This is a genomic window from Escherichia ruysiae (genome assembly GCF_031323975.1).
GTDB classification, from domain to species: domain Bacteria; phylum Pseudomonadota; class Gammaproteobacteria; order Enterobacterales; family Enterobacteriaceae; genus Escherichia; species Escherichia ruysiae.
Map to the genome: position 1 here is coordinate 949,488 of NZ_JAVIWS010000001.1, position 13,102 is coordinate 962,589.

Annotated in this window: 12 protein-coding genes and 1 pseudogene; 5 read left to right on the forward strand and 8 right to left on the reverse strand. The window is 51.7% G+C overall.

Annotation, left to right across the window (positions count from 1 at the left end):
- Positions 1-34: 34 nt before the first annotated feature.
- Together RGV86_RS04900 and RGV86_RS04905 are read left to right on the forward strand one after the other, a co-directional pair.
- Positions 35-274 (forward strand): annotated as a pseudogene (locus tag RGV86_RS04900) (SWIM zinc finger family protein); the annotation flags it as partial.
- Between the two features lie 106 nt (positions 275-380).
- Positions 381-842 (forward strand): YehR family lipoprotein, encoded by a 462-nt coding sequence (locus tag RGV86_RS04905; RefSeq protein ID WP_010347181.1) that lies wholly within the window; start codon positions 381-383, stop codon positions 840-842.
- 42 nt (positions 843-884) lie between these two features.
- On the opposite strand, the gene RGV86_RS04910 is transcribed toward RGV86_RS04905, so the two are convergent.
- The 3 genes from RGV86_RS04910 to btsS are packed head-to-tail and all read right to left on the reverse strand — an operon-like array spanning position 885 to position 3,803.
- Positions 885-1,355: a YehS family protein gene (locus tag RGV86_RS04910; RefSeq protein WP_010347183.1), complete on the reverse strand. Its 471-nt coding sequence runs from the start codon at positions 1,353-1,355 to the stop codon at positions 885-887.
- 46 nt (positions 1,356-1,401) lie between these two features.
- Positions 1,402-2,121: a two-component system response regulator BtsR gene (gene btsR, locus RGV86_RS04915; RefSeq protein WP_000598641.1), complete on the reverse strand. Its 720-nt coding sequence runs from the start codon at positions 2,119-2,121 to the stop codon at positions 1,402-1,404.
- Entirely contained in the window at positions 2,118-3,803 is a 1,686-nt protein-coding gene (gene btsS, locus RGV86_RS04920) for a two-component regulatory system sensor histidine kinase BtsS (protein ID WP_010347186.1), read from the reverse strand. Before btsS ends, btsR begins: the two co-directional genes overlap by 4 nt.
- A 221-nt stretch (positions 3,804-4,024) precedes the next feature.
- On the opposite strand from btsS, the gene mlrA reads away from it, so the two are divergent.
- Together mlrA and RGV86_RS04930 are read left to right on the forward strand one after the other, a co-directional pair.
- On the forward strand, positions 4,025-4,756 hold the full coding sequence (mlrA, locus tag RGV86_RS04925; protein WP_001240389.1) for an HTH-type transcriptional regulator MlrA: 732 nt from the start codon (positions 4,025-4,027) through the stop codon (positions 4,754-4,756).
- 59 nt (positions 4,757-4,815) lie between these two features.
- Positions 4,816-4,923: a protein YohO gene (locus RGV86_RS04930; RefSeq protein WP_001216965.1), complete on the forward strand. Its 108-nt coding sequence runs from the start codon at positions 4,816-4,818 to the stop codon at positions 4,921-4,923.
- Here the strand turns inward: RGV86_RS04930 and yehW are convergent.
- The 5 genes from yehW to bglX all read right to left on the reverse strand — a co-directional run bounded on the left by yehW (position 4,904) and on the right by bglX (position 11,189).
- The gene (gene yehW, locus RGV86_RS04935; RefSeq protein ID WP_085460930.1) at positions 4,904-5,635 is read right to left on the reverse strand and encodes a glycine betaine ABC transporter permease YehW; all 732 of its coding nucleotides are present in this window, start codon (positions 5,633-5,635) and stop codon (positions 4,904-4,906) included. The genes RGV86_RS04930 and yehW overlap by 20 nt on opposite strands.
- Positions 5,636-5,639: 4 nt before the next feature.
- Positions 5,640-6,566 (reverse strand): glycine betaine ABC transporter ATP binding protein YehX, encoded by a 927-nt coding sequence (gene yehX, locus RGV86_RS04940; protein WP_085460931.1) that lies wholly within the window; start codon positions 6,564-6,566, stop codon positions 5,640-5,642.
- Positions 6,559-7,716 (reverse strand): glycine betaine ABC transporter permease YehY, encoded by a 1,158-nt coding sequence (yehY, locus tag RGV86_RS04945; RefSeq protein ID WP_085460932.1) that lies wholly within the window; start codon positions 7,714-7,716, stop codon positions 6,559-6,561. The genes yehX and yehY overlap by 8 nt, the downstream gene beginning before the upstream one ends.
- Before the next feature lie 6 nt (positions 7,717-7,722).
- Positions 7,723-8,640, reverse strand: a complete 918-nt coding sequence (osmF, locus tag RGV86_RS04950) for a glycine betaine ABC transporter substrate-binding protein OsmF (protein ID WP_085460933.1) — start codon at positions 8,638-8,640, stop codon at positions 7,723-7,725.
- A 251-nt stretch (positions 8,641-8,891) separates the two neighbouring features.
- Complete coding sequence (bglX, locus tag RGV86_RS04955; protein WP_000871484.1) at positions 8,892-11,189, reverse strand: beta-glucosidase BglX; 2,298 nt, start codon at positions 11,187-11,189, stop codon at positions 8,892-8,894.
- Between the two features lie 195 nt (positions 11,190-11,384).
- On the opposite strand from bglX, the gene dld reads away from it, so the two are divergent.
- Positions 11,385-13,100, forward strand: coding sequence for a D-lactate dehydrogenase (gene dld / locus RGV86_RS04960; protein WP_085460934.1), 1,716 nt, complete (start codon positions 11,385-11,387; stop codon positions 13,098-13,100).
- Positions 13,101-13,102 lie beyond the last annotated feature (2 nt).

A 13,102-nucleotide genomic window follows, 5' to 3' on the forward strand; every position in this document is an offset into this window, starting at 1 on the left:
ATGAGACACTTTATCTATCAGGACGAGAAATCACATAATTATTCAGCTACTCCATAACGGCTGGCGCTATCAGGAACAGAGCGCCATTAGTCAGGCTGATTTGCTGGCGAACGAACTCACCGTAATCGGTTTTTATCGGCTGGCGCATGTGTTGAAGCAATTACGCAATTCGGAAAGCGAGACACTGGCAGAAGTATTGAATAATTGTGTTTTACTCTGCGAACAGTTGTTACTGATGCTTGAGCAACAAGGAGGAAAAAATGCTTTTTATTAAGAGATCTACTCCATTTCCGGACTGCTCAAGACGAGGTATAAAGAATATTCTATAGCGCCCTGGTGAGAGTCACCAGTTTTCTGATCTTGATAAAATGGAGTTTTACATGAAGGCTTTCAACAAGCTGTTTTCCCTCGTTGTTGCATCTGTTCTGGTTTTCTCTCTCGCTGGCTGTGGTGACAAAGAAGAATCAAAGAAATTTAGTGCCAATCTGAACGGTACTGAAATTGCCATTACCTATGTCTACAAAGGCGACAAGGTGCTTAAGCAATCTTCAGAAACCAAAATTCAGTTTGCAACCATCGGTGCAGCTAACAAAGAAGAGGCGGCTAAAAAGCTTGAGCCGTTAAGTGCAAAATATAAAAACATTGCTGGCGTTGAAGAAAAATTAACCTTTACTGATACTTACGCGCAGGAAAACGTGACTATCGATATGGAAAAAGTTGATTTTAAAGCCCTGCAGGGTATTTCCGGCATTAACATTTCTGCTGACGATGCCAAAAAAGGTATCACTATGGCGCAAATGGAACTGGTGATGAAAGCCGCTGGCTTTAAAGAAGTGAAATAATCTGCCGGAGGCCATGCTCTCTGCATGGCCTCCAGACCTGTCTTAGTTTTTCTTCACATGCTGGCGCGCAGCCAGTCCACGCAGAAAATAACGCAAGAATTGATCGCCGCATTCGCGGAAGTTTTTATGATCCGGTGCGCGCATCATCGCAGTAATTTCCGGCATAGAAACGCGGAACTGCTGTTCGGTGAGGATCGCCAGGATATCATCGGTTTTCAGTGAAAACGCGATGCGCAATTTTTTCAGCACAATATTGTTATTAATACGACGTTCCGGCTCCAGTGCCGGTGCAGACTCATCCCTGCCGCGTTTTTCGTAAATCAGACCATTCAGGAATGAGGACAAAATAATGTCCGGACAACGTTGAAAACCTTCTTCATCTTCTTTACGCAACCAGATGGCAATCTGTTCGGCAGTGGTTTCGACATTGCCCAGCGCCAGAATGCGCACCAGGTCGTTATTATTGGCTTTTAAAATGTAGCGCACGCTGCGCAGAATATCATTACTTAGCATGAGGCCTTCAGGTGTTGATGAGGCAAAAAGCCATTTTAGCAGTCTTTTACAGGCCAATCGCCTCTTTTAAGCTTTTCAGATAACGGCGGCTGACCGGCACGGTTAAGCCATTACGCAAAATCAACTCGGCCTGGCCATTATCTTCCAGGCGAATCTCCTGCAAATGCGCGAGGTTAACCAGATACTGACGATGGCAGCGTAGTAGTGGTGTACGACTCTCCAGGGTGCGTAATGTCAGTTCAGTAAAGCCCTCTTTCCCTTCGTGACTGGTGACGTAAACACCGCTCATCCGACTGCTGACAAACGCTACATCTTTCATTTGCAGTAAATAAATCCGACTATGCCCCGTACAAGGAATAAATTTCAGCGCCTGCTGATTTTCCGGTAACAGCGAAACATCCTGCTTGCTCCGCTCCTGACGCAAACGCGCCAGCGTTTTCTCCAGTCGTGCTTCATCAATTGGCTTCAGCAGATAGTCAAAGGCATGTTCTTCAAAGGCTTTAATAGCGTATTCGTCAAACGCGGTGAGAAAAACAATATACGGACGATGTTCCGGGTCGAGCATCCCCACCATTTCCAGACCACTGATGCGCGGCATCTGGATATCGAGAAACAGCACATCCGGGCGCAGTTTATGCACCGCGCCGATCCCTTCCACGGCGTTTGAACACTCACCAACGATTTCAATATCGCTCTGCTCCTGCAAAAATACGCGCAGGTTTTCCCGTGCTAACGGTTCATCATCGACAATTAAGACTTTAATCATGCCTCGTCCCTCCATGGCAGTCGTAACGTTATTCGGGTGTAACTATCAGGCTCACAGGCGACGCTTATCCCATAGTCATCGCCAAACCGCTCACGTAAACGCTTATCCACCAGATTCATCCCCAGCCCACTGGCATTGGTTGCCGGTTGATACAAACCGGCATTGTCTTCGATCTCCAGCATCAAATGTTGCCCTTCACGCCTTGCGCTAATTGCCACTCGCCCTGTATCCAGCAGTTGTGAGGTTCCATGTTTAATAGCGTTTTCCACTATTGGTTGCAGGGTAAACGCGGGCAACTGCTGCCGGGATAATTCCTCCGGAATAGCAATGTTGACCTGCAACCGTGACTGGAAGCGCGCCTTTTCAATTTGCAGATAAGCATTCACGTGTTCAATTTCGTCGGCGAGAGTAACAAACTCCGAAGGCCGCTTTAAGTTTTTGCGGAAAAAAGTGGAAAGATACTGCACCAGTTGGCTGGCCTGTTCGCTGTCGCGGCGGATAACGGCTTTAATGGTGTTAAGCGCATTGAACAGGAAATGGGGATTCACCTGGGCGTGAAGCAGTTTAATTTCTGACTGCGTGAGCATCGCTTTTTGCCGCTCATATTGCCCGGCGAGGATCTGCGCCGAAAGCAATTGCGCAATCCCTTCCCCCAGCGTGCGGTTGATTGAGCTGAACAAACGGTTTTTCGCTTCATACAATTTGATGGTGCCCATCACCCGCTGATTCTCACCACGCAACGGAATCACCAGCGTCGAACCCAGTTTGCATTGCGGATGCAAAGAGCAACGGTAAGGCACTTCGTTGCCATCGGCGTAGACCACTTCGCCAGTTTCAATCGCTTTTAAGGTGTAGGTTGAGGAAATCGGTTTGCCTGGCAAATGATGGTCGTCACCAATTCCGGTAAAGGCCAGCAATTTCTCGCGATCGGTAATGGCTACTGCGCCAATATCCAGTTCCTGATACAGCACCTGTGCCACTTTCATGCTGTTCACTTCGTTAAAACCCTGGCGCAAAATGCCTTCCGTCGAGGCCGCGACTTTCAGCGCGGTGGCAGAAAAAGCCGAAGTGTATTTTTCAAACATCGCGCGTTTATCCAGCAATATACGCATAAACAGCGCCGCGCCGACGGTATTGGTGACCATCATTGGCGCAGCAATATTACTCACCAGACGCACCGCATCTTCATAAGGTCGGGCGATTGCCAGGATGATCAGCATTTGCACCATTTCAGCGACGAACGTGACGGCACCGGCGGTAATGGGGTTAAAGACTTTATCAGTGCGCCCGCGACGGATCAGGATGCTGTGTACCAGGCCGCCGAGCAATCCTTCAACGATGGTCGAGATCATGCAACTTAGCGCGGTCATGCCCCCCATCGAATATCGATGTAACCCGCCGGTCAGACCAACCAGCCCACCGACGACCGGACCGCCGAGTAAGCCGCCCATCACCGCACCAATCGCCCGCGTATTAGCAATCGAATCGTCGATGTGCAACCCGAACCAGGTGCCCATAATGCAGAAAATGGAAAAGACGATGTAGCAGAGAAATTTATGCGGCAGACGAACCGTGACCTGCATTAATGGTATGAATAATGGCGTTTTACTCATTAACCACGCAATGACTAAAAAAACGCACATCTGCTGAAGCAGCAGCAACACCAGATTAAAATCGTACATACCCGCAAACCACACTTCCCTTTAAAACGCGTAACATACATTGCCTGCGTTTAACTTTCTTTGAACTCTTGCAGAAAAATGAGAATTCGTGAGTACGATCACTCAAAATCACCTGGCAAAAATAAAATCACCCTAACGATGAACTAAAAACGGACAAAACTACCTGGTTCGCAAATCTGCGTCTAAAGTTAAACCGGGACCTCGCGAGCAAGGGTGAGAGGATGGCGCTTTACACAATTGGTGAAGTGGCGTTGCTTTGTGATATCAATCCTGTCACGTTACGCGCGTGGCAGAGGCGTTACGGATTGTTGAAACCGCAGCGCACAGACGGCGGTCATCGCCTGTTCAACGATGCCGATATCGACCGGATCCGCGAGATCAAACGCTGGATCGATAACGGTGTGCAGGTCAGCAAAGTTAAAATGCTACTCAGTAATGAGAATGTTGATGTGCAAAACGGCTGGCGCGATCAGCAAGAAACTCTGCTTAATTACCTGCAAAGTGGCAATCTACAAAGTCTGCGAATGTGGATCAAAGAACGTGGTCAGGATTACCCCGCCCAGACGCTCACCACACATCTGTTCATTCCTCTGCGCCGACGTCTTCAGTGTCAGCAACCAACTCTCCAGGCGTTACTGGCGATCCTCGACGGTGTACTGATCAACTACATCGCCATTTGTCTGGCTTCGGCACGTAAAAAACAGGGTAAAGATGCGCTGGTGGTTGGCTGGAATATTCAGGATACCACGCGGCTGTGGCTGGAGGGTTGGATTGCCAGCCAGCAAGGATGGCGCATTGATGTCCTCGCCCATTCCCTCAACCAGCTCCGCCCGGAACTGTTTGAAGGCCGCACGCTATTGGTGTGGTGCGGTGAAAACCAGTCTCCCGCCCAGCAGCAGCAGCTCACCAACTGGCAGGAACAAGGCCATGATATTTTCCCACTCGGCATTTAATGATTCGTTAACAAATGCGCTTTACTGTACAATCCTTTCGTTAACATAAGGAGTGCATTATGCGCATAGCGAAAATTGGGGTTATCACCCTGTTCCTGTTGATGGCGTTAGGCGGTATCGGTGGCGTCATGCTCGCAGGTTATACCTTTATTTTGCGTGCTGGCTGAGTAGCTGCACCAACCGTTCAAACAGGCGGTCTACGATGATCGCCGCCAGTGCCACCAGCAACGCCCCCTGAATCACATAAGCAGTGTTAAATCCGCTAAGTCCGATGATGATGGGCGTACCCAGCGTGCTGGCTCCTACCGTTGAGGCAATGGTCGCCGTACCAATATTGATAATCACTGAAGTCCGCACGCCAGCCAGAATCACTGGCGCTGCCAGCGGTAACTCCACTTTACGCAATCGCTGACCCCGGCTCATTCCCATCCCTTTGGCAACGTCTGTCACGCTGGCATCAATCGATCCCAGTCCGGCAAGTGTCGCCTGTAAGATCGGTAGCACGCCGTAAAGGATCAAAGCAATAATCGCCGGTTGCTGACCAAACCCCATCACCGGAACAGCAATCGCCAGCACAGCTACGGGCGGAAAAGTCTGCCCAACGGCGGCAATGGTTTCGACCATCGGGCGAAACTCCGCGCCCCACGGGCGAGTGACAGCAATTCCGGCACCGGTACCAATGATCACGGCAAACAAACTTGAGATCCCCACTAGCCAGAAATGAGCCAGCGCCAGGGCAGCAAAACTTTCCTGCTGATAAACAGGCCGAGGTAATTGTGGAAATAAAGCACCAAACAACGGCTGGCTATAGGGTAGCCAGAAAATCAGCCCCACAAACAGAGCAATAAGCCAGAACAGCGGATCGCGCATTATTTTCATACGATTACGCCTCCACCAGCAGATCCTGAAAATGTAATGTGCCGCAAGGTTTACCTTGAGCGTCAACCACCGGCAACACTTCACAACCACGAGCGACAAACAATGAGAGCGCATCACGTAGCGTCATCTCTTCTGCCAGCGCCTCACCTTCAGCGCGTTCGTTGCGGCGCACATAATCAGTCACACTACGTAACGAAAGCAGGCGCACACCCAGTTCACTATGCCCAAAAAACTGGCGGACAAAATCATTCTCTGGACGAGTAAGCATCGTCAGCGGATTGCCCTGCTGCACCACTTCACCATGATCCATCAACACCAGATGTTCTGCCAGCCGTAGCGCCTCATCAATATCATGAGTGACCAGCACAATGGTGCGCCCCAGCAAACGGTGAATGCGCGTCATCTCTTGTTGCAACGCGCCGCGCGTCACCGGATCCAGCGCGCCAAACGGTTCATCCATCAGCAAAACTTGCGGATCGGCAGCCAGCGCACGAGCAACGCCGACTCGCTGCTGCTGACCACCAGAAAGTTGATGTGGATAACGCTCGCGTAAATTCGCCTCCAGCCCCAACAGCGCCATTAATTCGTCGATACGATCGTCAATCCGCGCCCGCGACCATTTTTGTAATTGCGGCACGGTGGCGATGTTTTGCGCCACGCTCCAGTGGGGAAATAAACCTATCGACTGGATGGCGTATCCCATCCGGCGGCGCAACTCCAGCACTGGCAGCGAGCGAATTTCTTCTCCGGCAAAGCGGATCACTCCGCTGTCATGCTCCACCAGGCGATTAATCATTTTCAGGGTGGTGGATTTGCCGGAGCCAGATGTGCCAATCAGCACCGAAAAACTCCCTTCCTGAAAATTGAGATTGAGATCGTTAACGGCTTTTTGTGCGCCGAACAGTTTGCTGACATGGCTAAATTCAATCATTACGTTTCACCTTCAGCAGTGCGATAAGCAAATCGAACAGCGCGTCGGTAAGCACCGCCAGTACAATCACCGGGATCACCCCCAGCAATACTAAATCAATGGCACTGCTTAACAGCCCCTGGAAAACCAGCGCACCAAAACCGCCTGCGCCGATTAACGCCGCAATCACCGCCATGCCGACGGTTTGCACCATCACCACCCGCAGGCTGCGCAGAAATACCGGTAACGCCAGTGGTAACTGAACATGCAGGAAACGCTGCGCCCCGCTCATGCCCATCGCTCTGGCGCTCTCCAACACATCGCGCGGGATCTGGTTCAAGCCGACTACCACGCCGCGCACCAGCGGCAGCAAGGCATAGAGCACCAGCGCAATCAGTGCGGGTGTCATTCCGGTTCCTGCTATGCCGATCGTCCCCAGCCACGGAAAGGCAGTCACCAGTCCGGCAAGCGGAGCAATCAGCAAACCAAAGAGCGCCACCGAAGGCACGGTCTGAATGACATTGAGCAGAGAAAAAATCGCCCCCTGCCGCGCGGTGGAAAAGTAGCACCAGACGCCCAGCGGCACGCCAATCACCAGCGCCGGCAGTACCGAGCCAAACAGCAACGTCAGATGTTGCGCCAGCGCGTCGTCAAACACATCCTGACGGTTGACGTATTCTTTCATTAGCGAGAGATCGTTAAGCGCGCCGGAGTACAGCAACCACAGCGGAATGATGGCAATCTGCATATGCAACAACCAGCGCCACAGCGGATGCGTGGAGATTCGGCGGATGGCATCACTACAGGCCAGCAATGCCAGCGCCACAGCCAACCAGAAACCACTGCCGAGGCTGGTACGCGCCAGCACACTGCCATTTTGCGCCAGTTGTGTCGCTGCCTTTCCCGCGCCCCACACCAGCAATACGAAGACGAATTGCGCAAGAATGAGTGCAAAAATGCTGCCTTTTCTACCGGGAATAAAACAGGCAGTCAGCCAGGCGCAACCAACGCCTACCAGCATCCAGATCGTTTGCGGCCACAGTTGCCAGAGATGACGCCCCTCACCAGAGACCAGCCGGTTAGGCGCGTAACTGATAAACGGCAGTGCCGCTGCGATTGCCGTCAGCAACAGCAGCAGCGCCAGAACAGGATTAATACGTAGATAAGTCACGAGAAATTACTTCGTCCACCCTTTTTGTTTCAGGTAGTCGGCAGCCACTTTTTTGGCATCCAGTCCTTCAACGGCAATGCTGGCATTCAGTTGCTGCAATGTTTTTTCATCGAGGCTGGCGAAAACAGGCTGTAACCACTGTGCCATTTGTGGATATTCCTTCAACACCGATTCACGCACCACTGGTGCAGGCGCGTAGATAGGTTGCACGCCTTGCGGATCGCTTAAGGTTTGCAGTCCCAGCGCCGCTACCGGGCCGTCAGTGCCGTAAGCCATCGCCGCATTAACGCCGGATGTTTGTTGGGCAGCGGCTTTAATGGTCACCGCCGTGTCGCCGCCTGCAAGTGACAGTAACTGATCCTGATCGAGTTTAAAGTCGTAAGCTTTTTCAAAAGCGGGTAAGGCATCGGCGCGTTCGATAAACTCTGCCGAGGCTGCCAGTTTGAAGGTGCCGCCCTCTTTCAGATAACGACTCAGGTCGGCAAGCGAAGTGAGTTTGTTTTTCTCTGCCACATCCTGACGCACGGCGATGGTCCAGGTGTTATTCGCAGGTGCGGGCGTCAGCCAGATTAACTTGTTTTGCTCTGCATCGAGCTTTTTGACTTTCTCGTAGCCTTGCCCGGCATTTTTCCACGCCGCATCGTTTTCATCTTTAAAGAAGAAAGCGCCATTGCCGGTGTATTCCGGGTAGATATCCAGCTCGCCAGAAGTAATCGCCCCACGCACCACAGGAGTCGTTCCGAGTTGCACTTTATTGACCGTCGGTACGCCGTGGCTTTCGAGTACCTGCAAGATGATGTTGCCGAGTAGCGCGCCTTCGGTATCGATTTTTGAACCGACTTTAACGGGGGAAGCCGCGTGCAGCGGCAGGCTCACGGCTGCCAACATAACCAGTGAACCTGCCCAGACCTTTGAGAGTGGCATGATGCTTTCCTCATTCTTTTACTGTTGTTTTCAGCGAATTAAGAGAAAAGCATAGTTGATAATGGCGGGGTTAGCCTGACTGGGCGGATTCAGTTGCAGAATCAGATAAATACTTAAGAGGCATATTCGGTTCGGCGTTTCCTGCCGGATGCGGCGCGAGCGCCTTATCCGGCCTACAAAGGGCGAAAATTCAGCAAGTTAAGATATGAACATCAGGCAAAGGGCGCAAACGTCGCGCCCTTACTAAAGCATTACAGCAACTCAAACTCGCCTTTCTTAACGCGTGCGGAATCAGTGCCGATAAAGACGTTGAACTTGCCTGGCTCGGCGTCATATTTCATCTGTTGATTCCAGAACTTCAGCGCCTCGATATCGATCGGGAAGCTGACGGTCTGAGTTTCGCCCGGCTTCAGGGTGATTTTCTCAAAGCCTTTTAGCTGTTTCACCGGGCGACTCATGGAAGCCGTCACATCCTGCAAGTACATCTGCACTACCGTCGCCCCTTCGCGTTTGCCGGTATTCGTCACCTGCACACTGGCCGTCACTTTGCCGTCACGCTTCATGGTCGGCGCAGAAAGTTTCACATCAGAGACGGTGAACGTGGTATAGCTCAGACCATAGCCGAACGGATAAAGTGCCCCGTTAGCTTCATCAAAATAACGCGAAGTGTATTTGTTCGGCTTGTCGGCATTATACGGACGCCCGGTATTCAGATGGCTGTAGTACACAGGGATCTGCCCGACAGAACGCGGGAAGGACATCGGCAGCTTGCCGGACGGGTTGTAATCGCCAAACAATACATCGGCAATCGCATTCCCCCCTTCCGTACCCGCAAACCAGGTTTCCAGAATCGCGTCGGCCTGCTGATCTTCTTTCACCAGCGCCAGCGGACGACCGTTCATCAGCACCAGCACCAGCGGTTTACCGGTGGCTTTCAGCGCCGCAATCAAATCACGTTGGCTTTGAGGAATAGTGATATCGGTACGGCTGGAGGCCTCGTGCGCCATCCCCTGTGCTTCACCGACCACAGCCACCACCACATCAGATTGTTTCGCGGTTTGCACCGCTTCATCAATCATCTCTTGCGGCGAGCGCGAATCGACTTTGACCGCTTCTTCATACTGATTCAGGAAATCGATAATGCCTTTGTCACTGGTAACGTTCGCCCCTTTGGCATACAGCACTTTACCGTTTTCACCGACGGCATTTTTAATCCCGGTCAGTACGGTCACGGATTGATCGGCAACACCGGCTGCGGACCAGCTGCCCATCACGTCACGTTTACTGTCCGCCAGTGGCCCAACCACCGCAATGGTGGCCGATTTTTTCAGCGGTAACGTTTCGAGACGGTTTTTCAGCAACACCAGGCTTTCACGCGCCACTTCACGCGCTTCTTTACGGTGCAGGCGGCTTTCAGCATTGGTATCCACCGGGTCAGACTCTTTCGGCCCAAGGTGGCTGTACGGATCGTTAAACAGTCCCATGTCATATTTGACGTTCAGTACGTGACGCGCGGCATCGTCCAGCTCTGCCATCGTCACTTTGCCGGATTTGATCAAACCAGGCAGATACTTCGAGTAATACTCGTCGCTCATGCTCATGTTGATCCCGGATTTCAGCGCCACGCGCACCGCATCTTCCGGATCTGCCGCCGTACCGTGTTTAATCAGTTCTTTGATTGCGCCATGATCGGAAACGGTGATGCCTTTAAAGCCCCACTGATCGCGCAGCACATCTTTCAGCAGCCAGGAATCGGAGGTGGCTGGCGTGCCGTTCAGCGAGTTCAACGCCACCATCACCGCGCCGCTGCCTGCATCCAGCCCCGCTTTATACGGCGGCATATAGTCATTAAACAGGCGCTGCGGGCTCATATCGACGGTGTTGTACTCTTTACCACCTTCTACCGCGCCGTATGCAGCAAAGTGTTTGACGCTGGTCATCACCGAGTAGCGATCTGCCGGGCTTTTACCCTGCATCGCTTCCACCATGGTTTTACCCATGATTGAGGTCAGATACGTATCTTCGCCAAAACCTTCGGAAGCACGTCCCCAGCGCGGATCGCGCGAGACATCGACCATTGGCGCCCAGGTCATATTCAGGCCATCATCTGCCGCTTCATAAGCAGAGACGCGCCCTACTGTTTTCACCGCATCGAGGTTAAAAGAAGAGGCCAGGCCGAGGCTAATCGGGAAGACAGTGCGCTGACCGTGCAGCACATCATAGGCAAAGAAGAGAGGAATTTTCAGGCGGCTTAATTCCATCACCTGATCCTGCATGGCGCGGATATCCTGACGGGTTACGGTGTTGAAAATCGCCCCAACCTGCCCGTCTTTGATCATCTCGCGGATCGCCTCTTTCGGGTTATCCGGGCCGACGCTGATTAAGCGCAGTTGACCAATCTTCTCATCAACCGTCATTTTTTTGAGCAGTTCGGTGACGAACGCATCACGCGCTTCGGGCGTTAATGGATGGTTACCGAACAAATCATCCGCCAGTGCTGGCTGTAAGGCCAGACTTACCGCGATACCTACTGAACATAGCCATTTCATGTGGATTTTTCTTCCTTTGTTGCCCGACGTGGCAGCGAAAATGGTGCAAAAACCGTAGTTTGCCATAAGCATGATGGAGAGAGAAAAAGAATGCTCAGTTTATTGTCTGAATTTTCAAAATATTCACTCGCTGAATTGTCATACAAGGCGCTATTCTAGTTTGTGATATTTTTTCGCCACCACAAGGAGTGGAAAATGTCTTCCATGACAACAACTGATAATAAAGCCTTTTTGAATGAACTTGCCCGTCTGGTCGGTCATTCACACCTGCTCACCGATCCCGCAAAAACGGCCCGCTATCGCAAGGGCTTCCGTTCTGGTCAGGGCGACGCGCTGGCTGTCGTTTTCCCTGGCTCACTACTGGAATTGTGGCGGGTGCTGAAAGCCTGCGTTACCGCCGACAAAATTATTCTGATGCAGGCCGCCAATACCGGTCTGACCGAAGGCTCGACGCCAAACGGTAACGACTATGATCGCGATATCGTGATCATCAGCACCCTGCGTCTCGACAAACTGCACGTTCTCGGCAAGGGCGAACAAGTGCTGGCATATCCTGGCACCACGCTCTATTCGCTGGAAAAAGCTCTCAAACCGCTGGGTCGCGAACCGCACTCGGTGATTGGTTCGTCGTGCATAGGTGCATCGGTCATCGGCGGTATCTGTAATAATTCCGGCGGCTCGCTGGTGCAGCGTGGCCCGGCATATACCGAAATGTCGTTATTCGCGCGCATAAATGAAGACGGCAAACTGACGCTGGTGAACCATCTGGGGATTGATCTGGGCGAAACACCAGAGCAGATCCTCAGCAAGCTGGATGACGATCGTATCAAAGAAGATGATGTTCGCCACGATGGTCGTCACGCCCACGATTATGATTATGTTCACCGCGTTAGGGATATTGAAGCCGACACACCCGCACGTTATAACGCCGACCCGGATCGCCTGTTTGAATCCTCCGGTTGCGCCGGAAAACTGGCAGTATTCGCGGTACGTCTTGATACCTTCGAAGCAGAAAAAAATCAGCAGGTGTTTTATATAGGCACCAATCAGCCGGAAGTGCTGACTGAAATCCGCCGCCATATTCTGGCTAATTTCGAAAATCTGCCGGTTGCAGGGGAATATATGCATCGGGATATCTACGATATCGCGGAAAAATATGGCAAAGACACCTTCCTGATGATCGATAAACTTGGCACCGACAAGATGCCTCTCTTCTTTAACATCAAAGGGCGTACCGATGCGATGCTGGAGAAAGTGAAATTCTTCCGTCCGCATTTTACCGACCGTGCGATGCAAAAATTCGGTCATCTGTTCCCCAGCCATTTACCCCCGCGCATGAACAGCTGGCGCGATAAATATGAACATCATCTGCTGTTAAAAATGGCGGGCGATGGCATTGGCGAAGCGAAATCGTGGCTGGTGGATTATTTCAAACAGGCTGAAGGTGATTTCTTTGTCTGTACGCCGGAGGAAGGCAGCAAAGCATTTTTACACCGTTTCGCCGCTGCGGGGGCGGCAATTCGTTATCAGGCCGTGCATTCCGATGAAGTCGAAGACATTCTGGCTCTGGATATTGCTCTGCGGCGTAACGATACCGAGTGGTATGAGCATTTGCCACCGGAGATCGACAGCCAGTTGGTACACAAGCTCTATTACGGCCATTTTATGTGCTATGTCTTCCACCAGGATTACATCGTCAAAAAAGGTGTGGATGTACATGCGTTGAAGGAACAAATGCTGGAGCTGTTACGCCAGCGCGGCGCGCAATATCCTGCCGAGCATAACGTCGGTCATTTGTATAAAGCACCGGAGACGTTGCAGAAGTTTTATCGCGAGAACGATCCAACCAACAGTATGAACCCTGGGATCGGTAAAACCAGCAAGCGGAAAAACTGGCAGGAAGCAGAGTAAAT